The organism is Streptomyces sp. NPDC021020, from assembly GCF_044333285.1.
Classification (GTDB): Bacteria; Actinomycetota; Actinomycetes; order Streptomycetales; family Streptomycetaceae; genus Actinacidiphila.
This window is the reverse complement of the sequence record NZ_JBIRQQ010000004.1, coordinates 285,196-304,247: the sequence shown is the minus strand read 5'-3', so window position 1 is coordinate 304,247 and position 19,052 is coordinate 285,196. Positions and strand designations below refer to the sequence as shown.

Here is a 19,052-nt window from a genome sequence, read left to right as displayed (position 1 = left end):
CCGTCAGCTCCCGGGGCGGGCCGCGCCGGGCACTCCGGGGCCGGCGCTCGCCGGGACGCCTCCGGTGTCCTGGCCGGGCAGCAGCTCCTCGGTGGACTGGAGCAGCACCTGGCCCGCGCCGCTGAACTCGAACTGGTGCTCCTCGCCCGACGCGCCGCCGATTCCGGTGAGCGCGCGGATGCCGCCGATCACGCCGCGCATGTAGGCGTGGTCGTAGTGGTGGCAGGGGCTCGGGCAGTCGGCCCAGCCGACGAGGGCCTGCGGGTCGACCCGGATCGGCGGCTCGACGAAATGCACCGCGCCGTTGGAGGCGGCGACGAACTTGCCGGTGCCGAGCAGCGTCAGGAAGCCGGGGATGATCGACTGCTTGAGGACCAGTCCGGGCTGGAAGGCCAGCAGGTTGCCGGAGCGGATGGTGAGGTTGCCGTTGTCGAGGTCGTAGGAGTTGATGTCGTACGCCCGGTCGGCGAGCAGCATCTTGCCGCGGCCCTGGGCGACGACCCACGCGGCGGCGTGCAGCGGTGAGTGGAAGTTCGCGGCGACGAGCCGGTCGAGCGGGCCGTGGCCGATGGCGTGGAAGTCGATCTGCCCGTAGTAGGCGATCATCTTCCCCTTCTGCAGGAACCACTGGCCGTCGAGGTCGACGCTGAAGGCGTACGGGTTGACGTTGTCGTTGCTGGGCAGCGTGTAGGCGTCGAAGACGACGGGGCCCTGGACGGGGTGGCTCACAGCTTCTCCTCCGAGGCCTGGACGTAGACCGTGCCCTGGCCGCTCAGTTCGAGCTGGAAGGCCTCGCCGGAGCCGCGGCCGACCATCTCGCGCCAGCCGATCGCGGTCACCAGCTTGTTCTGCAGGTCGCCGCGGTGCGCGACGTACGCCTGCGGGTCGACGTGGACGGGCCGACCGGGCGTGACGTGCAGCTCGAAGACGCCGCCGTGCGCCATGACCGCGACCGAGCCCTTGCCCTGGAGCGTCGTGGTGAACAGCCCCTGGCCGGTGGCCTGGCCCCGTATCACGCCCATGACACCGCCCTGGGAGCCCATGAACATGGTGCCCTGGACGAGGGAGCCGTCGAAGGCGAGCAGCCGGTCGGCCTCGACGTAGAGCGTCTCCCCGGTGAGGTCGACGGAGTGGATGTGGTGGCCGCCGTGGCCGAAGAGCACGGTGCCGTCCCCTTCCACCGTCATGAGCGGGGTGGCCTCGTTCGTGACGCGGCGGCCGATCATGCCCATCACACCGCCCTGCCCGCCGGTGATGCTGGGGGTGAAGCTGACGGCGCCGCGGTAGGCGAGCATCGCGCCGCGCTGGCTGAACATCCGCTGCCCGGGGACGATGCGCGCCTCGACGAGCTTGGAGTTGATCCGGGTGAAGGGCATCAGACCTGCCCCCCGATCGCGGTGCGCTCGCTGGGCTGGACGTAGACCAGGCCGTCGCCCTCGAAGTGGATGCGGAAGCTTTCCCCCGAGCCCTCGCCGACGAGGGTGCGCAACGACACGTAGCTGCGCAGTTGCTGGCGCAGCTCGCCGGTGTGGGCGACGTATGCCTGCGGGTCGACGACCAGCGGGATGCCGGGGGTGACGCGCAGCACGATCGCGGGGCCGTCGGACATGATCGCGGCCTGCCCGCTGCCCTCGACGGTGGTGGTGAACAGGCCGTTGCCCTGCGAGGCGCCGCGCAGCCCGGTGAAGGTGGTGCCGGTGCGCAGCGACGGCTCGGTGACCAGCAGGTTGCTCGCCTCGACGTGCAGCTTCTCGCCGGTCAGGCGGACGAGGTTGATCTCGGTGGCCCGGTCGGCGAAGTACACCGTGCCCTGGCCCCTGACCTCCATGACGGCCATCGCCTCGCCGGTGACGCGCCGGGTGACCAGGCCCCGCAGGCCCTCGCCGCCGCCGGTCATCTTCTTGAACGTGACCTCACCCTCGTAGGCGACCATGGCGCCCTTCTTGGCCTTGACCGCGTCGCCGGCCAGGTCGACGGCGAGGACGCGGGTGCTCTGGAGCCGGAAGACGGCCATCGCGGCTCAGCCCGTCCCGCTTGCCGTACGCGGGCGTACGGGCAGCGGCTCGGGCTCGTCACCGGCGCCGGCGGCCTCCTGGACCTCCAGCAGCGAGGCGCTGCGGCGGGCGGCCTCGAAGGCCTTGTGGCCGCCGCGCAGGCCGAACAGCCGCTTGCCGAGCAGGATGTAGAGGACGGCGAGGACGTTGAGCGCCAGGGTGCCGATCTTGAAGTAGCTGACCTTCTCCGTCAGCTCGTAGACCTCCAGCGGCAGGAAGGCGGCGGTCGCGACGACCGTCAGGTACTCCGCCCAGCGCTTGGCCCACCACAGGCCGAAGCCCTCGACGATCTCGATGAGCGCGTATCCGAGCAGCGCGGCCGCGACGACCTGCAGCGTCGACTTCTTGTAGTCGAAGAACTTCCGGATGGAGTCGACGACCGGCGAGTGGTCGAGGTCGTAGTGGAAGTGGTCGGCGACGGGCTTGAAGGCCGTGAGGTCGTCCTCGAAGAGCTTGCGGACCGCGTCCTGGGAGTTGCTGAACTTCCACACCGCCCACGCGGCGATCACGATCAGCAGCCCGCGCAGGATCCGTTCGACGGCGAGGAAGCGCAGGATGAACAGGTCGCGCAGCGCCCGGCCGCGCGGCACCAGCGGGGCCTGGTCGGCGGGGCCCGAGCCGTGCGGCTCGCCGAGCACGAAGTCGCCGCAGCGCAGGCAGCGCCACACCTCGCCGACCGCGGTGCCGGCGTGCAGCCGGCCGCGGAGCCGCAGCTCGTCCGGCGCGTAGGTGATGTGGCCCTTGCGCGCGCAGTGCCGGCGGTCCCAGTCGATACTCATCGTCCCTCGGTCCCCGTTGGGTGTTCGGTGTCGTGCACTCATCACGAACGCTGTCGTGGACAGGGACGCTACCGCCCGCCGTGCGGTTTCCTACCCCAGGGGCAGGTCGCCGACGCCGGGGGTTGATAATGGAGAGGTCTTGTGAACGCGATCACAAGATCGGCCCGCGATCGTCCCGACCGGCGGAGTGGCCCGCCCCGTACGACAGTGAGGTACCCCGTGGACCCCGTGGACCTGAAGACCGCCGGCGCGCTGCGCAGGCTGCGCCTGGTATCCGCCCCCGAGGCGGTCTCCTTCCTGCTGCTGCTCGTCTGCTCGGTGCTCAAGCGCGCCACGGACTTCAACGCGGTGCCGGTCATGGGCATGGTGCACGGCATCCTCTTCATCCTCTACGTCGTCTTCTGGGCGCTGGCGTGGCGCAGCACCCGCTGGGGCTGGAAGCGCGCGGGCTGGCTGCTCCTGCTGTCGGTGCTGCCGACCGGCGGCTTCTTCGCCGAGCGCACGCTGGCCCGCGAGTCGGAGGACGCGGTCGGCGCGGCGGTGGCCGCGCGCGGGCGCTCGGAGACCGTGGGCGCCTGAGCGCCCGGCGCCGCCGAGGCGGTCGGCGCTGGGGTGGTCGCGCCTGGGGTGGTCGCCGCCGAAGTGGTCGCCGCCGATCGGTATCTGGCCGGGCGGCGGCAAGATCCGGACATCTTCCCGTAGCACCGCGGTCACGATTGCGTCACGTGCGGAAGCTGTGCGTCTGCTGGGCGGACGCGGTGCTTCCGGCCCCCGCGGCGCCCGGACGGGCAGGTCAGAGCAGCCCGCCGGTGGCCAGCGCGATGCCCAGCGGGGTGCGCTCGTAGAGCACCTGGTGGCCGTAGCGGCGGGAGGTCAGCAGGCCCGCGTCGCGCAGCACCGCGAGGTGCGCGGACACCGACGACATGGCCATCACGTGCCGGTGCGCCAGCGCGGTGGTGGTGCTGGGGGCGTCCAGGCCGCTGAGTATCGCCGCCCGGTTGGCGCCCAGCAGCCGCACCAGGGTGTCGGACGCGGTCGGCCCGCCGGGCGCCCACAGGCCGCCGATGCCGCGCGCGGGGTAGACGACGACGGGCTGCCAGGGCGGGTCGAAGGCGCTGCCCGCCTCGGGCCAGAAGAAGACGCTGGGCACCAGCACCAGGCCGCGCCCGCCGGGCTCCGGCACGGGCCCCGCGGTGCCCGGGGTGGTGAGGGCGCCGTCCGACCAGTGCAGTCTGGGGTGCAGCCCGGTGAACAGGCGCTGCATGCCCCCGTCCGCGAGCCGCCGGGCGTGGTAGGCGACATCGGCCTCCAGCACCGCCCGCAGCCGCGGCCAGTGCGGGGCCAGCAGCGCCGCCCAGACGTGCTCGTAGAGCCCCGCGAGCTGCTGCACGGTGCCCGCGGGGTCGTTGAGCATCGCGCGGCCCCTGCGGGTGTCCGCAGCGCCCGGGGTCTGGGCGAGGGCGGCGGCGAGCTGCCGCCGGGCGGTGGCCGGCGGGGTGGCCCGCACCCGGTCCAGCTCCTCGTCGAGCGAGGCGAGCGGCAGGTCCGGGACGGGCTGGAGGAAATCCGGGCCGAAGCCCTGCTCGGGCGCGAGCAGCCACAGCGGCGCGAGGTCGAGCCCGGCCGCGGCGGCCCGCACCTGACGCAGCCACGGCAGGTGGTGGCCGTGCCGGTCGGGACGGGAGAGCGTACGCACCGCGCCCTGCGTCTCGCGCAGCGGCGAGATCGCGAAACGGCACTTGAGCAGGTCCTCAGCCGCAAATCGCATGCGAAGCGACATCATGACCCCCAAGATTCGCCTGTACGCGAAAGACTACACGTGGGGTCCGTGTGGCTCCAGGGTGATGGCATGACAACGGACAGCGAGCACCCGCCACGCGGGGTCGACCCCGCTTCGCCGGCCGGAGAAGAACGCGCGGAAACCCGCGCGGAAAACGCGGACTCCCCGCGGAACACCGCCAACACCCCCGGCGGCGACAAGGAGAACGCGGCGGAAACCGCGGCCGACGCCGTCGGCTACGGAGCTGTCTTCCAGGTCCGCGAATTCCGCCCGATCTTCGCCGCGCACGTGCTGTCCATGCTCGGCGGGGTGCTCGCCGAGGTCGCACTCGCCGTCCTCGTCTACGCCGAGACCGGCTCGGCCGTGCTGTCCGCCCTCGTCTTCGCCCTGACCTACCTGCCCTACGCGCTGAGCGGGCTGCTGCTGTCCGGCATCGCCGACCGCTACCCCGCACGCCGGGTCCTGGTCACCTGCGACGTGCTGTCCTGCGCCTGCGTCGCGGCCACCGCGATACCCGGCACGCCCATCGCCGTGCTCTTCGCGCTGCGGGTGGTCATGTCGCTCGTCGCGCCGCTGTTCACCGGCACCCGCGCCGCGAGCCTGGCCGACATCCTCCAGGGCGAGCGGTACGTGCTCGGCCGCTCGCTGGTGCGGATCGTCGCGCAGGGCTCGCAGATCGTCGGCTTCGGCGTCGGCGGCCTCCTACTGGTGTGGCTCACCCCGCGCTCCGCGCTGCTGGTGACCGCCGCGACCTTCGCCGGATCGGCGCTGCTGCTGCGGCTCGGCACCCGCGACCGCCCCGCCCGCGTCACGCGCAGCGGGCAGCTGCTGCGCGAGTCGCTGCGCTCCACCGGGCGCCTGATGGCCGACCCGCGCATCCGGGCGCTGCTGCTGATGTGGTGGATACCGCCGATGTTCTTCATCGTCGCGGAGGGCCTGGCGGCGCCCTTCGCCGAGGACGTCGGGGCGGGCTCGGTGGGCTACGGCCTCTTCCTCGCCGCGATGCCCGCGGGCACCGCGGCCAGCGAGATCCTGGCCGGCACGCTGCTGTCGCCCGCGACCCGGGACCGTATCGTCCTGCCGCTGGCCGGCATCTCGCTCGTCCCGCTGGTCTTCTTCGCGCTCGACCCGTCGCTGCCGCTGGCGCTCGTCCTGCTGCTGCTCACCGGGCTCAGCGCGGCGTACGCGCTCGGCATGGACAAGTGGTTCGTCACCGATGTGCCCGACCACACCCGCGGCCAGGCCATGACGCTGCTCGGCGCGGGCCTGATGACCCTCCAGGGCCTCGGCATCACCGTCGGCGGCGCGCTCGCCGAATGGGCCCCGCCCTACGCCGTGATCGCCGGTTCCGGCGCGGGCGGCACGGTGTGCGTGCTGCTCGTCCTGCGCGCGGTGCGGCGCACCCGCCAGGCGCCGGTGATGCTCACCGCGTGACGCGCGTCGCCCGCCGCTGACCTGCGGGGATTCCCCGTACGGTACGGGGTCGCGCCGGGTTCGCGCCGGGTTCGCGCCGGGAGCGGCGGCGGGGCTCGGCGGCGGGTCTCAGCGGCGGGTGAGGTAGGCGTGCATCGCGCGGTGCAGGGCCTTGTTGACCGCGCCCTGGAGCGGCAGTTCCCACTCCCCCACCGTCTCGACGGCCTCACCGCCGGTGCCCAGCTTCCAGCGCAGCAGGCCGTGCGCGCGCGACGCCGGGTCCAGGTCGTCCGGGATCCCGCGCATGTCGTAGACCGCGGCGCCCGCGAGCAGCGCGTCGCACAGCATCCGCCACTGCAGCGCGTTGCTCGGCCGCACCTCGCGGCGGTGGTCGGCGGAGGCGCCCGTCTGGTACCAGACGCGGACGCCGTCCGGTGAGGTCAGCAGGGTGTGCGCGGCCAGCAGCTCGCCCTCGTGGCGGGCGGTGTAGAGCCGCATGCTGCCCGGCTGCCCGGCGTTCAACTCGGCGTACTGCCGCTGGTAGTAGTCGAGGTCGCGGCCCAGGTCGAAGCCGTCGCGGCGCTCGGTGACGCGCAGCAGCGCGTGGAAGTCCGGCAGCGTCTGCGGGCCCTCCACGTCGGTGCGCACCCCGCTCTTGCCCGCCTTCTTGACGTTGCGGCGCCACTCCTGGTTCAGGCCCGTCCACAGGTCGTCCAGGCCCCGCCCGGCCAGCGGCACCTCGAAGACCAGCCGCGGCTGCGCGTCGCCGCCTTGACCGTCCTCGCCGCAGCGCCGCCAGCCCGACTCGCGCAGCCGGTCGGCGACGGCGGCGCCCAGCGGCTCGACGAGGTCCGGCAGGATGTCGCCCACCCGCCTCCCCGGCCCCGCCGCGTCCTTCAGCGTCCGCGCCGACCACCGCCGGTAGGCCAGCGGCGGCCCCATCCGTACGGCGAAGGCGCCCGCCTCCCGCAGGTGGTCCGCGAGCGGGTCCAGCCACCGCTCCAGCTGCGGGTCGGCCCAGTCCACCCCCGGGCCCTCCGGCAGGTACGCGAACAGGCGCCGCAGGCCCGGCAGCTGGCGGTAGAGCACCAGCGCGGTGCCGAGCAGCCGCCCGTCCCCGTCGAACCACCCCAGGCTCTCCGACCGCCACCCCGCCTTGACCCGCCCCCAGGCCGGCGTCTGCAGGAAGCTCGCCGTGTGGCCGCCGGGCCGCCGCAGGAACGCGCCGTGCAGGTCGGCACCGATCGTCTCCAACCGGAGCGCGTTCCCTTCCCCGGCGGGGACCTTGGCCTTCGGTACGTGCTGGTGGGTGGTCATCGTCACGACGCGGTCCTCCCCGTACGGCGGCCCGGGACCGGCCCGCTCACGACTTCCCACGCCTGCGGAGGGGTCTTTGTGACCGAGAGATTCCCGACACCCCCCGGCTCTGTCCCGGGCCCCGCCCGCCCCCCAGACTGACGTCGGACCTCGCACCCGCGCGGGTCGCACCGCGTACGGCCGGTGGCCCACACCGGACCGGGCTTCCACCTCGTGCCGGTGGCGGGGCGCACCTTTCGTCGTGGCCGGTCGCGCAGTTCCCCGCGCCCCTGATGGCTTGCCCTCAGCACGCAGGGCGGGCGTCTTGGGGGCGCGAGGAACTGCGCGAGCAACCCCCCACCGGCGGCAAGGTCGCGGGCGCCACCGCAAGTGGCACCCCGCGGCGAAAGGGGCGCGAGGAACTGCGCGACCAGCCCACCACCGGCGGCAAGGTCGCGGGCGCCACCGCAAGTGGCACCCCGGAGCGAGAGGAGGCGCGGGGAACTGCGCGCAGGACAGGAGCGTCGTCGTACGCGACAGACATCCGCAGGGGCCCGGGCGCACCGCCCGGAAGGCCGCCATCGCCCAGTGGCACGCGAGGCCCGTACCCCCCGTCCCGCGCGCGAGCGCAAAGAACAGGGGTACGGGTTGGCGCCAGCGGCAACCCGCCCCCGCACGAGGCACGCAAAGACCTCGCTCGCCCGCAGCGGCCGGGCGATGATGGCGGGCTCCCTGGTCTCCCGGGCCACCGGGTTCCTGCGGCTCGCGGTCATCACCGCGGCCGTCGGCACCGCGGCGGCGGGCGACGCCTTCAGCGTCGCCAACACCGTCCCGAACATCGTGTACGCGCTGATGATCGGCGGCGCCCTCCAGTCCGTCTTCATCCCGGAGTTGGTGCGCGCGGCGAAGGAGCACGCGGACGGCGGCCAGGCGTACACCGACCGGCTGCTCACCCTGTGCGCGGTGGGCCTGCTCGCCGTGACCGCGCTCGCGGTCCTCGCCGCGCCACTGCTGGTGTCCGCGTACGCGCCGGACTTCGACGGGGCGCAGCGCGACCTGACGGTGTCGCTCGCCCGCTACTGCCTGCCGCAGATCCTCTGCTACGGCGTCTTCACGCTGCTCGGCCAGGTGCTGGGCGCCCGCAACCGCTTCGCGGCGATGATGTGGACGCCGGTGCTCAACAACCTCGTGGTCATCGCGGTGTTCGGCCTCTACCTGGGCACCGCGCGCGGCGGCATCGACGACCGGGACGCGCTGGTGCTGGGCCTGGGCAGCACCGCGGGCATCGCGGTGCAGGCGCTGGGCCTGCTGCCGTCGCTGCGCGCGTCGGGCTTCCGCTGGCACCCGCGGTTCGACTGGCGCGGCGCGGGCCTGACGCAGCCGATGCGGGCGGCGGTGTGGACGCTGCTGCTGGTGCTGGTCAACCAGGGCGCGTACTGGGTGGTGACCCGGCTGTCGACGTCCGCGGGCGAGCACGCGCTGGCCGCGGGGCACGGTACGGGCGTGGGCTATGCCGCGTACAGCAACGCGTACAGCCTGTGGGTCGTCCCGCAGGGCATCGTGACGGTGTCGCTGGTGACCGCGCTGCTGCCGCGGATGAGCCGGGCCGCGGCGGACGGCGACCACGCGGCGATCGGCGCGGACCTGACGCGCGGGCTCAACGCGTCGGGCGTCGCGGTCGTCCCGGCGGCGCTCGCCTTCGTGACGCTCGCCCCGCAGATCACCGGCGTGGTCTTCCAGCACGGCGCGACGACGGACGCGGACGCGGGCGCGATCGGCTGGATGCTCACCGCCTTCGCGCTCGGCCTGCCCGCGTTCGCCGGCCAGTACCTGCTGGCCCGCGGCTTCTACGCGCTCGGCGACACCCGGACCCCGTTCTTCCTCAACGTCCTGATCGCGGCCGTCAACGCCTCGCTGGCGGCGGCCTCGTACGCGCTGCTGCCGGCCCGCTGGGCGGTCACCGGCATGGCGGCGGGCTACGCGGTGGCGTGCACCGCGGGGCTGCTGGCGACGTCCACGCTGCTGCGCCGCCGGCTGGGCTGGCGCCCCGGGGTGCTGGGCCACCACCTGCGGCTGCTGGGCGCGTTCCTGCCGGGGGCGTACCTGTCGCTGTGGGCGGCGCACGTGTGCACCGACCGGCTCGGTACGGGCCTGGCGGGCGACACGGCGGGCCTGCTGCTGGGCGGGGCGGCGCTGCTGGCCCCCGCGGTGGTGCTGGCCCGGCCGCTGGGGCTGGCGCTGCGGCCGCGCAGGTCCTGAACACCCGTATTCACAAAGGCGAATACTACAATCCTTGAGTAAGCTGAGCGGGTCATCCGTGCCCCGCGCGGGCGGGAGGGAGCTGACGATGGCACTGCGGCACGCTGTGCTCGCGGCACTGCTCGACAACGAGTTCAGCGGCTACCAGCTGGCCAAGGCGTTCGGCATCGGCGTCGCCAACTTCTGGCACGCGCTGCCCCAGCAGCTCTACGCGGAGCTGTCCAAGCTGGAGGCGGAGGGCCTGGTCGCGGGGCGCGAGGTCGTCCAGACCAGCCGCCCCAACAAGCGGGTCTTCACCGTCACCGCGGAGGGCCTCGCGGAGCTGGAGCGCTTCGTCGCCGCCGACTCCAAGCCGACCTTCATCCGCGACGACCTGCTGGTGATGGTCCAGACCGCGGACCACGTCGACACCGCCCACGTCATCGCCCAGCTCGACGCGCGCGCGGAGTCCTCCCTCGCCCGCATCGCCGGCTACGAGGACCTCCTGTCCCTCATCCGCGGCGACGTCCCCGAGCCCGACTTCCTCCGCGAATCCCCCACCATCGGCCCCTACCTCACCTGCCGCCGCGGCCTCGCCCTCGAACGCGAGACCCGCGCCTGGTGCCTGGAGTCCGCGGCGGTCCTGCGCGCCCGGCTCGGTCCGGCGTGAACGGGGCCGGCTACTCGCCGGTCAGACCCGCGATCAGGGTGTCCGCCGCCGTGTACGGGTCGAGGGTGCCCTCGGTGACGCGGTGGGCGAGGGCCGGGAGGTCATGGGAGGAGCCGGGGGCGCTGAGGCGGGCGCGCAGGGCGGTGACGGCGATGGTCTCGATCTCGCGGGCGGCGCGGGCGGCCCGGCGGGTGGCCAGGACGTCGTGCTCCTCCATCCACGCGCGGTGCTTGTCGAGGGCCTCGACGACCTCGTCGACTCCCTCGGCGCGGGCGGCGACGGTCTTGACGATCGGCGGGCGCCAGTCGCCGGGGGCGCGGGATTCGCCGAGGCCGAGCATGTGGTTGAGCTCGCGGGCGGTGGCGTCGGCGCCGTCGCGGTCGGCCTTGTTGACGACGTAGACGTCGCCGATCTCCAGGATGCCGGCCTTGGCGGCCTGGATGCCGTCGCCCATGCCGGGGGCGAGCAGCACCACGGAGGTGTCGGCCTGCGCGGCGATCTCGACCTCGGACTGCCCGACGCCGACGGTCTCGACGAGGATCACGTCGCAGCCGGCGGCGTCCAGCACGCGGATGGCCTGCGGGGCGGCCCAGGCCAGGCCGCCGAGGTGGCCGCGGGTGGCCATGGAGCGGATGTAGACGCCGGGGTCGGAGGCGTGCTCCGACATCCGCACCCGGTCCCCGAGCAGCGCGCCGCCGGAGAAGGGCGAGGACGGGTCGACCGCGAGCACCCCGACCCGGCGGCCCGCCTTGCGGTAGGCGGTCACCAGGGCCGAGGTGGTGGTGGACTTGCCGACGCCGGGCGAGCCGGTCAGGCCCACCACGTAGGCCCCGCCAGTGAGCGGCGCGAGCGCGGCCATCACCTCGCGCAGCTGCGGGGAGGCCCCCTCGACCAGCGAGATCAGCCGTGCGACGGCCCGCGGCCGCCCGGCCCGGGCCTGCTCGACCAGCTCCCCGACATCCACCATCGCGGCGCTCCTCCGTAACGTCAGTTCGCGGGCACGTGCAGGATCAGCGCGTCGCCCTGCCCGCCGCCCCCGCACAGGGCCGCGGCGCCGGTGCCGCCGCCGCGGCGGCCGAGCTCCAGTGCCAGGTGCAGCACGATACGGGCCCCGGACATGCCGATCGGGTGGCCGAGCGCGATGGCCCCGCCGTTCACGTTCACCTTTTCAGGTGTCACGCCCAGGTCCTTCATGGACTGTACGGCGACGGCCGCGAAGGCCTCGTTGATCTCGATGAGGTCCAGGTCGCCGACGGTCAGCCCCTCCTTGCCCAGGGCGTGCGCGATGGCGTTCGAGGGCTGGGAGTGGAGCGAGTTGTCGGGTCCGGCGACGTTGCCGTGGGCGCCGATCTCGGCGATCCAGGACAGGCCCAGCTCCTCGGCCTTGGCGCGGCTCATGACGACGACGGCCGCGGCGCCGTCGGAGATCTGCGAGGCGGTGCTCGCGGTGATCGTGCCGTCGGCGGCGAAGGAGGGGCGCAGCCGGGAGAGCGACTCGGCGGTGGTCTCCGGGCGGATGCCCTCGTCCTTGCCGAAGACGACCGGGTCGCCCTTGCGCTGCGGGATCTCCACGGGGGTGATCTCGGCGTCGAAGAGGCCGTTCTTCTGCGCGGCGGCGGCCCGCTGGTGGGAGAGCGCGCCGAAGGCGTCCTGGTCGGCGCGGGCGATGCCGAGCCGGGTGTTGTGGTGCTCGGTGGACTCGCCCATCGCGATGTTCTCGAAGGCGTCGGTGAGGCCGTCGTGGGCCATCGAGTCGAGCATCTCCAGGGCGCCGTACTTGTGGCCCGCGCGGGAGCCGGGCAGCAGGTGCGGGGCGTTGGTCATGGACTCCTGGCCGCCGGCCACCACGATGTCGAACTCGCCGGCCCTGATCAGCTGGTCGGCGAGCGCGATCGCGTCCAGCCCGGACAGGCACACCTTGTTCACGGTGAGCGCGGGCACCGACATGGGGATGCCGCCCTTGACCGCGGCCTGCCGGGCGGGGATCTGGCCGGCGCCGGCCTGGAGCACCTGCCCCATGATCACGTACTGCACCTGGTCGCCGCTCACGCCGGCCCGCTCCAGGGCGGCCTTGATCGCGATGCCGCCGAGGTCGGACCCGGAGAAGCCGCGCAGGCTGCCGAGCAGCCGGCCCATGGGCGTACGGGCACCTGCGACGATCACCGAGCGGGTGCTGCTGGTCCTGCTGGTCGTGGCTGTCATGGTGCGGGTCCCTTCCACAGAAGAGAGGTTAACGAGGGTTAGCGTCAATGTACTGACCGGTAGACCCCGCGTCACCCGGCAGAACGTGTGACAGCGCGCACGTTGTGTAATCGCGGGCCGTACGGTGCACTGGTTCCATGCTGACTCGTATCGACCACATCGGGATCGCCTGCACCGACCTCGACGCGACCGTCGAGTTCTACCGCTCCACCTACGGCTTCGAGGTCTTCCACACCGAGGTCAACGACGAGCAGGGCGTACGCGAGGCCATGCTCAGGATCAACGGTACGGACGACGGTGGCGCCTCCTACCTCCAGCTGCTGGAGCCGACCCGGGAGGACAGCGCGGTCGGCAAGTGGCTCGCCAAGAACGGCGAGGGCGTCCACCACATCGCCTTCGGCACCGCGGACGTCGACACGGACTCCGAGGCCGTCCGAGACAAGGGCGTACGGGTGCTCTACGACGAGCCGCGGCGCGGTTCCATGGACTCCAGGATCACCTTCCTGCACCCCAAGGACTGCCACGGCGTCCTCACCGAACTGGTGACCGCCGCCGGAGGCCACTCCTCCGCGGCCGGCGACCCGCCCTCCGCCGACCGCTGAACCTGTCGAGGACCACTGACCTTATCCCCGTGCTGCCCGGTAGAGTGGCCGGGCCGACCGGGGTGGGGTCTGGGTACGCTCCCGCTCCGCGCCGTTGATCTGACACCATTCCTTGTGTGGCCCCGATTCACCCGGGGCCGCGAGGAAGCTCACCCGGTTGGCGGGTGAGAACGCCAGGAGACCGATGGGACCGCGGAGTGCGGGGCAACGACAGCTACCGGGCTGACGACCACCTCTCTCAGTTCGAGGCCGAGATGGAGCGGCTGCGGACCGAGCGGGGCAAGGCGGTCGATCACGCCGACGACCTCGGCTACCAGGTCGAGGTGCTGCGTGCCAAGCTGCACGAGGCCCGCCGGATGCTGGCCTCCCGCCCCGCCTACGACAACATCGGCCACCAGGCCGACCAGCTGCTGCGCAACGCCCAGATCCAGGCGGACCAGCTGCGCGCGGACGCCGAGCGCGAGCTGCGCGAGGCCCGCGCCCAGACCCAGCGCCTCCTGCAGGAGCAGGCCGAGCACCAGGGCCGCTTCGAGGCCGAGTGGCACGCCGAGGCCATCGCCCGGCGCCGCCAGCTCGACGAGGAGCTGGCCGAGCGGCGGGCCAGCGTCGAGGGCCATGTCAACGAGAACGTCGCGTGGGCCGAGCAGCTGCGCGCCCGCAGCGAGGCGCAGGCCCGCCGGCTGCTGGACGAGACCCGCGCGGAGTCCGAGGCGGCGCTGGCCGCCGCCCGCGCCGAGGCCACCCGGGTCGCCGAGCAGACCAGGGACCGGCTCACCTCCGACGCCCAGGCCGCGCGCGCCGAGGCCGAGCAGGTGCTGCGGCGGGCGCGTACGGACGCCGAGCGGCTGCTGACCGCCGCGTCCGCGCAGGCCCAGGAGGCCACCGCCGAGGCCGAGCAGCTGCGCACCAGCAGCCGCAGCGAGTCCGACGAGGCCCGGCAGCGCGCCGCCGAGCTGTCCCGGCTCGCCGAGGAGCGGGTCCGGGAGGCCGACGAGCGGCTGCGGGCGGCGACCGCGGAGGCGGACAAGCTGCGCGAGGAGGCCGCCGCGGGCGCCGCCAAGCGGCTGGCGGCCGCCGAGGCCGAGATGGAGCAGCGCACCCGGACGGCCAAGGCCGAGATCGCCCGCATGGTGAGCGAGGCGACCAAGGAGGCCGAGACCGCCAAGGCGGACGCCGAGCAGACCGTCGCCGACGCACGCGCCGAGGCCGAGCGGATCCGTACCGAGGCGCAGGAGACCGCCCGCGCGGCGGCCGCCGAGGACGCGGCGGCGCAGCTCGCGCAGGCCGCCCGCTCGGCCGAGGAGATCCTGACCAAGGCGTCGGAGGACGCCCGCTCGACCACCAAGGGCGCGAGCGAGGAGGCCGAGCGCATCCGCAAGGAGGCGCAGGCCGAGGCGGACCGGGTCCGCGGCGAGGCGGAGTCCTCGGCGCAGGAGCTGCGCGGCGCCGCCCAGGACGACACCAAGGAGTACCGCGCCCGCACCGTCGAGCTGCAGGAGGAGGCCCGCCGGCTGCGCGGCGAGGCCGAGCAGCTGCGCGCCGAGGCGGTCGCCGAGGGCGAGCGGATCCGCGGCGAGGCGCGCCGCGAGGCCGTCGGGCAGATCGAGGAGGCCGCCAGCAAGGCCGAGGAGCTGCTGGCCAAGGCCAAGGCGGACGGCGACGAGCAGCGGCAGAGCGCGGCCGGCGAGGCCGAGCGGATGCGCACCGAGTCCGTGGAGCGGGCGTCGGCGCTGAACACCAAGGCCGAGGAGGCGCTGCGCACCGCCCGCGCCGAGGCCGACGAGCTGCGGGCCGAGGCCGAGCGGCAGGGCGCGGCGGTCCGGGAGGCCGCCGAGCAGGCCGCCGCCGAGCAGCGGGCCGAGGGCGAGACCGTCGTGGCCCGGATGCGCGAGGAGGCCGAGGCCGACCTCGTCCGGCTGCGCGCCGAGGCCGAGACCCGGGTCGGGGCCGCCGAGAAGAACCTGCGGGAGGCCAGCGCCGACGCCGACCGGCTGCGCGCGGAGGCCGCCGAGGACGCCGAGCGGGTCCGCCAGGAGACCGCCGAGCGGGTGCGCACCCTCGTCGAGCAGGCCGAGGCCGAGGCCGTACGGCTGCGGGACGAGGCGGCGGCGGACGCGGCGCAGACCCGGGCCGAGGGCGAGAACGTCGCCCTGCGGGTGCAGGCCGACGCGGCCGCGGAGGCCGAGCGCATGCGCGGCGAGGCGCAGGAGACCGCCGACCGGCTGCGGGCCGAGGCGTCCGCGGCGGCCGAGCGGCTGGGCGCCGAGGCCGCCGAGGCGCTGGCCGGGGCGCAGGAGGAGGCGGCCCGGCGGCGCCGGGCGGCCGAGGAGCACCTGTCGACCGCGCGGGCCGAGGCCGAGCAGGAGCGGGCGCGGGCCCGCGAGGAGAGCGAGGAGCTGCTCGCGGCGGCCCGCAAGCGGGTCGAGGACGCGGCGGCGGAGGCCGACCGGCTGGCGGCCGAGGCCGAGCAGCGGGCCACCGAGCTGGTCGCGGCGGCCGAGCAGACCGCCCAGCAGGTACGGGACGCGGTCGCGAACCTGCACCAGGAGGCCGAGCAGGAGATCGCCGGGCTGCGCTCGGCCGCCGAGCACGCGGCCGAGCGGATGCGCACCGAGGCGCAGGGCGAGGCGGACCGGCTGCACGCCGACGCCAACTCCGAGCGCGAGCGCGCCGCGGAGGACGCCGCGCGGCTGCGTGCGGTGGCGCAGGAGGAGTCGGAGGCGGCCAGGTCGCTGGCCGACCGTACGGTCTCGGAGGCGATCGAGGAGGCCGACCGGCTGCGCGCCGAGGCCCGCGAGGACGCCAACCGGATGCGTACCGACGCCGCCAACCAGGCCGACACGCTGGTCGGCAAGGCGCGCGAGGAGGCCGAGCGGCTCGGCGCGAAGGCCCGCGCGGGCCTGGCGGAGGCCGAGCAGACCGCGGAGGAGTCGCGGGCCGGCTCGCAGCGCATCCTGGACGAGGCCCGGGAGGCGGCCAACAAGCGCCGCAGCGAGGCCGCGGAGCAGGCGGACACCCTGGTCGGCAAGGCGCAGGCGGAGGCCCGGCGGCTCGCCGAGGCCGCCGAGGAGCAGGCGGACACCCTGGTCGCGGCCGCCCGCGCGGAGGCCGAGCGGCTGGTGGGCGAGGCGACCGCCGAGGGCAACGGCATGGTCGAGCGGGCCCGTACGGACGCCGACACGCTGCTCGGCGAGGCCCGCCGGGACGCCACGACGATCCGCGAGCGCACCGACGAGCTGCGGCAGCGGGTCGAGTCCGAGGTGGAGGCGCTGCACGACCGCTCCCGCAAGGAGGCCGCCGAGGCGATGCGGGTGGTCGGCGAGCGGGTCGACAAGCTGGTGGCCGCGGCGACCGAGCAGCTGCGGGAGGCCGAGCAGAAGGCCGCCGAGATCAAGTCGACCGCGACGTCCGAGGCCAGCAAGGTCCGGATCGCCGCGGTGAAGAAGGTCGAGGGCCTGCTCAAGGAGGCCGAGCAGAAGAAGGCGGAGACCGAGCGCGAGGCCGAGCGGGTCAGGGCCGACGCGCGCGCCGAGGCCGCGCACATCGTCGAGCAGGGCCGCCGCGAGCTGGAGACGCTGTCGCGCCGCCGCGAGGACATCAACGCGGAGATCGGCCGGGTGCAGGACGTGCTGGCCGCGCTGGAGCAGTTCGAGGCTCCGGGTGGCGCGGGCAAATCGCCGAAGAGTACGGTCTCGGCTGGAGCGTCCACCGGTCCTGCCAGGTCAGGTGGCAAGCGCAGCGACGATCAGCCACTCGATTGAGCGCACATTCTCCATGCCGAATACGCAATGGCTCGGTGACACGCCGCAAAGCCCCCTAGGATTCCCTCTATCACCTCACCGGTCTGAATCATCGACAGGAACCCCATGAGCGACACTTCCTCTCCCTTCGGCTTCGAGCTCGTGCGTCGCGGATACGACCGCGGACAGGTGGACGACCGCATCACCAAGCTCGTCGCCGACCGTGACAGCGCGCTGACCCGGATCACCGCACTGGAGAAGCGCATCGAGGAACTCCATCTGGAGACCCAGAACGCCGCGGCTCAGGTGAACGACGCCGAGCCGTCCTACGCCGGTCTCGGTGCCCGGGTCGAGAAGATCCTGCGGCTCGCCGAGGAGGAGGCCAAGGACCTCCGGGAGGAGGCCCGCCGGGCCGCCGAGCAGCACCGCGAGCTGGCCGAGTCGGCCGCCGCCCAGGTGCGCAACGACGCCGAGGCGTTCGCGTCCGACCGCAAGTCCAAGGCGGAGGACGAGGGCGCGCGGATCGTCGAGAAGGCCAAGGGCGACGCCGCCAACCTGCGCGGCGACGCGCAGAAGGACGCGCAGGCCAAGCGGGAGGAGGCCGACGCGCTGTTCGAGGAGACCCGCGCCAAGGCCGCCCAGGCCGCCGCGGACTTCGAGACCAACCTGGCCAAGCGCCGCGAGCAGTCCGAGCGCGACCTGGCGTCGCGTCAGGCGAAGGCGGAGAAGCGGCTGGCGGAGATCGAGCACCGCGCCGAGCAGCTGCGCCTGGAGGCCGAGAAGCTGCGTACCGACGCCGAGCGCCGCGCCCGCCAGACGGTGGAGACCGCGCAGCGGCAGTCCGAGGACATCGTCGCGGACGCCAACGCGAAGGCCGACCGGATCCGCAGCGAGTCCGAGCGCGAGCTGGCGGCGCTCACCAACCGCCGCGACAGCATCAACGCGCAGCTGACCAACGTGCGCGAGATGCTGGCGACGCTCACCGGTGCGGCGGTCGCCGCGGCGACCACCCCGGACGACGAGCCGATCTCCCGCAGCGTCCCGGCGCAGCAGTCCCGCTGACCGGGCCGTTATCCGGCAGGCGGGCGGCTCCCCCGTTCGCCCGGCACGCCGGAACCCCGATGGCAACCCCTATTTCGGAGCCCCCGCGCCCAAACGGTGCGGGGGCTCCGGCGTATCTTGCTAGCCTCGGGCCATGATTGAGTTGCAGGGGCTCACGAAGCGGTACGGGGACAAGACCGCAGTCGACCATCTGACCTTCACCGTGCGGCCCGGCGTGGTGACCGGCTTCCTCGGGCCCAACGGAGCGGGCAAGTCCACCACGATGCGGATGCTGCTGGGCCTGGACGCGCCGACCAGCGGCGACGTCCGGATCGACGGCAAGCACTACGCACAGCTCAGTGAACCCCTCAAGCACATCGGGGCGCTGCTGGACGCGAAGTCGATCCACGGCGGGCGCACCGCGTACAACCATCTGCTGTGCATCGCGCAGTCCAACCGCATCCCCACCCGCCGGGTGAACGAGGTGCTGGAGACGGTGGGCCTCACCGCGGTCGCCCGCAAGCGCTCCAAGGGCTTCTCCCTCGGTATGGGGCAGCGGCTGGGCATCGCGGCGGCGCTGCTGGGCGACCCGGAGATCCTGATGTTCGACGAGCCGGTCAACGGGCTCGACCCGGAGGGCATCCACTGGATCCGGAACCTGATGAAGGGGCTCGCGGCGCAGGGCCGTACGGTCTTCGTCTCCAGCCATCTGATGAGCGAGATGGCGCTGACCGCCGAGCACCTCATCGTCATCGGGCGCGGCCGGCTGCTCGCGGACACCTCGATGGCGGACTTCATCGAGCGCAACTCCCGCTCCTACGTCCGGGTGCGCACCCCGCAGCCCGAGCGCCTCAAGGACCTGCTGGCGGAGGCCGGGCACGCCACCGCGACCGGCCCGGACGGTTCCTTCGAGGTCACCGGGGCCGAGGCCGCGCAGCTCGGTGAACTGGCCGCCGAGCACCAGGTGGTGCTGCACGAACTGAGCCCGCAGCGGGCGTCGTTGGAGGAAGCTTTCATGCAGTTGACCGCCGAGTCGGTCGAATACCACGCGCACGGCGCCGTGACGCCGGGCGGATCGGTGCCGCCTGTCCAGCCCGGGCAGCCGGCCGCGGCCCCGCCGCCCCAGCAACCGGAAGGACAACCGGAAGGACAGCCGGGAGCACAGCAGGGAGCCCAGGCCGCAGGGCAGCAGTGGGGCTCCCAGTGGCGCAACTCCGACTCCGGAAAGGGACGCTGA

At 73.8% G+C, this 19,052-nt stretch carries 16 protein-coding genes; 8 read left to right on the top strand and 8 right to left on the bottom strand.

Features of this window, described 5'->3' with window-relative positions:
- Positions 1 to 3: 3 nt before the first annotated feature.
- From ACH4SL_RS13315 to ACH4SL_RS13300, 4 genes are read right to left on the bottom strand one after another with little or no spacing between them, the layout of a single operon-like run.
- Positions 4 to 729 carry an AIM24 family protein gene (locus tag ACH4SL_RS13315; RefSeq protein ID WP_398444613.1) on the bottom strand — a complete coding sequence of 242 codons (726 nt, stop codon included), beginning with the start codon at positions 727 to 729 and terminating at the stop codon, positions 4 to 6.
- On the bottom strand, positions 726 to 1,376 hold the full coding sequence (locus tag ACH4SL_RS13310; RefSeq protein ID WP_398444611.1) for an AIM24 family protein: 651 nt from the start codon (positions 1,374 to 1,376) through the stop codon (positions 726 to 728). The genes ACH4SL_RS13315 and ACH4SL_RS13310 overlap by 4 nt, the downstream gene beginning before the upstream one ends.
- Positions 1,376 to 2,014 carry an AIM24 family protein gene (locus ACH4SL_RS13305; protein WP_398444608.1) on the bottom strand — a complete coding sequence of 213 codons (639 nt, stop codon included), beginning with the start codon at positions 2,012 to 2,014 and terminating at the stop codon, positions 1,376 to 1,378. The genes ACH4SL_RS13310 and ACH4SL_RS13305 overlap by 1 nt, the downstream gene beginning before the upstream one ends.
- Before the next feature lie 6 nt (positions 2,015 to 2,020).
- A complete protein-coding gene (locus ACH4SL_RS13300) occupies positions 2,021 to 2,833 on the bottom strand; it encodes a DUF2127 domain-containing protein (RefSeq protein WP_398444606.1) in 813 nt (270 codons plus the stop codon).
- 228 nt (positions 2,834 to 3,061) lie between these two features.
- Here ACH4SL_RS13300 and ACH4SL_RS13295 point away from each other — a divergent pair, with 228 nt between their 5' ends.
- Positions 3,062 to 3,412, top strand: a complete 351-nt coding sequence (locus tag ACH4SL_RS13295) for a DUF3817 domain-containing protein (protein ID WP_398445320.1) — start codon at positions 3,062 to 3,064, stop codon at positions 3,410 to 3,412.
- 214 nt (positions 3,413 to 3,626) lie between these two features.
- Here ACH4SL_RS13295 and ACH4SL_RS13290 read toward each other — a convergent pair whose 3' ends face one another.
- On the bottom strand, positions 3,627 to 4,613 hold the full coding sequence (locus tag ACH4SL_RS13290) for a DUF5937 family protein (RefSeq protein WP_398445318.1): 987 nt from the start codon (positions 4,611 to 4,613) through the stop codon (positions 3,627 to 3,629).
- A gap of 69 nt (positions 4,614 to 4,682) precedes the next feature.
- Here ACH4SL_RS13290 and ACH4SL_RS13285 point away from each other — a divergent pair, with 69 nt between their 5' ends.
- Positions 4,683 to 6,047: an MFS transporter gene (locus tag ACH4SL_RS13285; protein WP_398444604.1), complete on the top strand. Its 1,365-nt coding sequence runs from the start codon at positions 4,683 to 4,685 to the stop codon at positions 6,045 to 6,047.
- Positions 6,048 to 6,155: 108 nt separating this feature from the next.
- Here the strand turns inward: ACH4SL_RS13285 and ACH4SL_RS13280 are convergent, their stop codons facing one another.
- A complete protein-coding gene (locus tag ACH4SL_RS13280; protein WP_398445316.1) occupies positions 6,156 to 7,343 on the bottom strand; it encodes a lipid II:glycine glycyltransferase FemX in 1,188 nt (395 codons plus the stop codon).
- Positions 7,344 to 7,970: 627 nt separating this feature from the next.
- Between ACH4SL_RS13280 and murJ the strand changes: the two genes are divergently transcribed.
- Entirely contained in the window at positions 7,971 to 9,581 is a 1,611-nt protein-coding gene (murJ, locus tag ACH4SL_RS13275; protein ID WP_398444602.1) for a murein biosynthesis integral membrane protein MurJ, read from the top strand.
- 88 nt (positions 9,582 to 9,669) lie between these two features.
- Positions 9,670 to 10,230 (top strand): PadR family transcriptional regulator, encoded by a 561-nt coding sequence (locus tag ACH4SL_RS13270; RefSeq protein ID WP_398444600.1) that lies wholly within the window; start codon positions 9,670 to 9,672, stop codon positions 10,228 to 10,230.
- 10 nt (positions 10,231 to 10,240) lie between these two features.
- Here the strand turns inward: ACH4SL_RS13270 and meaB are convergent, their stop codons facing one another.
- A complete protein-coding gene (meaB, locus tag ACH4SL_RS13265) occupies positions 10,241 to 11,197 on the bottom strand; it encodes a methylmalonyl Co-A mutase-associated GTPase MeaB (protein ID WP_398444598.1) in 957 nt (318 codons plus the stop codon).
- 20 nt (positions 11,198 to 11,217) lie between these two features.
- Entirely contained in the window at positions 11,218 to 12,432 is a 1,215-nt protein-coding gene (locus ACH4SL_RS13260; RefSeq protein ID WP_398444595.1) for an acetyl-CoA C-acetyltransferase, read from the bottom strand.
- A gap of 137 nt (positions 12,433 to 12,569) precedes the next feature.
- Here ACH4SL_RS13260 and mce point away from each other — a divergent pair, with 137 nt between their 5' ends.
- The 4 genes from mce to ACH4SL_RS13240 all read left to right on the top strand — a co-directional run bounded on the left by mce (position 12,570) and on the right by ACH4SL_RS13240 (position 19,052).
- Positions 12,570 to 13,034 carry a methylmalonyl-CoA epimerase gene (mce, locus tag ACH4SL_RS13255; RefSeq protein ID WP_398444593.1) on the top strand — a complete coding sequence of 155 codons (465 nt, stop codon included), beginning with the start codon at positions 12,570 to 12,572 and terminating at the stop codon, positions 13,032 to 13,034.
- A gap of 197 nt (positions 13,035 to 13,231) precedes the next feature.
- Positions 13,232 to 16,795 carry a polarized growth protein Scy gene (gene scy, locus ACH4SL_RS13250; protein WP_398444589.1) on the top strand — a complete coding sequence of 1,188 codons (3,564 nt, stop codon included), beginning with the start codon at positions 13,232 to 13,234 and terminating at the stop codon, positions 16,793 to 16,795.
- A 105-nt stretch (positions 16,796 to 16,900) separates the two neighbouring features.
- On the top strand, positions 16,901 to 17,836 hold the full coding sequence (locus ACH4SL_RS13245; RefSeq protein WP_398444587.1) for a cellulose-binding protein: 936 nt from the start codon (positions 16,901 to 16,903) through the stop codon (positions 17,834 to 17,836).
- A 133-nt stretch (positions 17,837 to 17,969) separates the two neighbouring features.
- On the top strand, positions 17,970 to 19,052 hold the full coding sequence (locus ACH4SL_RS13240) for an ABC transporter ATP-binding protein (protein WP_398444585.1): 1,083 nt from the start codon (positions 17,970 to 17,972) through the stop codon (positions 19,050 to 19,052).

Coding starts and splice junctions, on each gene's coding strand:
- ACH4SL_RS13310 (WP_398444611.1), bottom strand. CDS start 1,376: ATGCCCTTCACCCGGATCAACTCCAAGCTCGTCGAGGCGCGCATCGTC.
- ACH4SL_RS13305 (WP_398444608.1), bottom strand. CDS start 2,014: ATGGCCGTCTTCCGGCTCCAGAGCACCCGCGTCCTCGCCGTCGACCTG.
- ACH4SL_RS13300 (WP_398444606.1), bottom strand. CDS start 2,833: ATGAGTATCGACTGGGACCGCCGGCACTGCGCGCGCAAGGGCCACATC.
- ACH4SL_RS13290 (WP_398445318.1), bottom strand. CDS start 4,613: ATGTCGCTTCGCATGCGATTTGCGGCTGAGGACCTGCTCAAGTGCCGT.
- ACH4SL_RS13285 (WP_398444604.1), top strand. CDS start 4,683: ATGACAACGGACAGCGAGCACCCGCCACGCGGGGTCGACCCCGCTTCG.
- ACH4SL_RS13280 (WP_398445316.1), bottom strand. CDS start 7,343: ATGACCACCCACCAGCACGTACCGAAGGCCAAGGTCCCCGCCGGGGAA.
- ACH4SL_RS13270 (WP_398444600.1), top strand. CDS start 9,670: ATGGCACTGCGGCACGCTGTGCTCGCGGCACTGCTCGACAACGAGTTC.
- meaB (WP_398444598.1), bottom strand. CDS start 11,197: ATGGTGGATGTCGGGGAGCTGGTCGAGCAGGCCCGGGCCGGGCGGCCG.
- ACH4SL_RS13260 (WP_398444595.1), bottom strand. CDS start 12,432: ATGACAGCCACGACCAGCAGGACCAGCAGCACCCGCTCGGTGATCGTC.
- mce (WP_398444593.1), top strand. CDS start 12,570: ATGCTGACTCGTATCGACCACATCGGGATCGCCTGCACCGACCTCGAC.
- ACH4SL_RS13245 (WP_398444587.1), top strand. CDS start 16,901: ATGAGCGACACTTCCTCTCCCTTCGGCTTCGAGCTCGTGCGTCGCGGA.
- ACH4SL_RS13240 (WP_398444585.1), top strand. CDS start 17,970: ATGATTGAGTTGCAGGGGCTCACGAAGCGGTACGGGGACAAGACCGCA.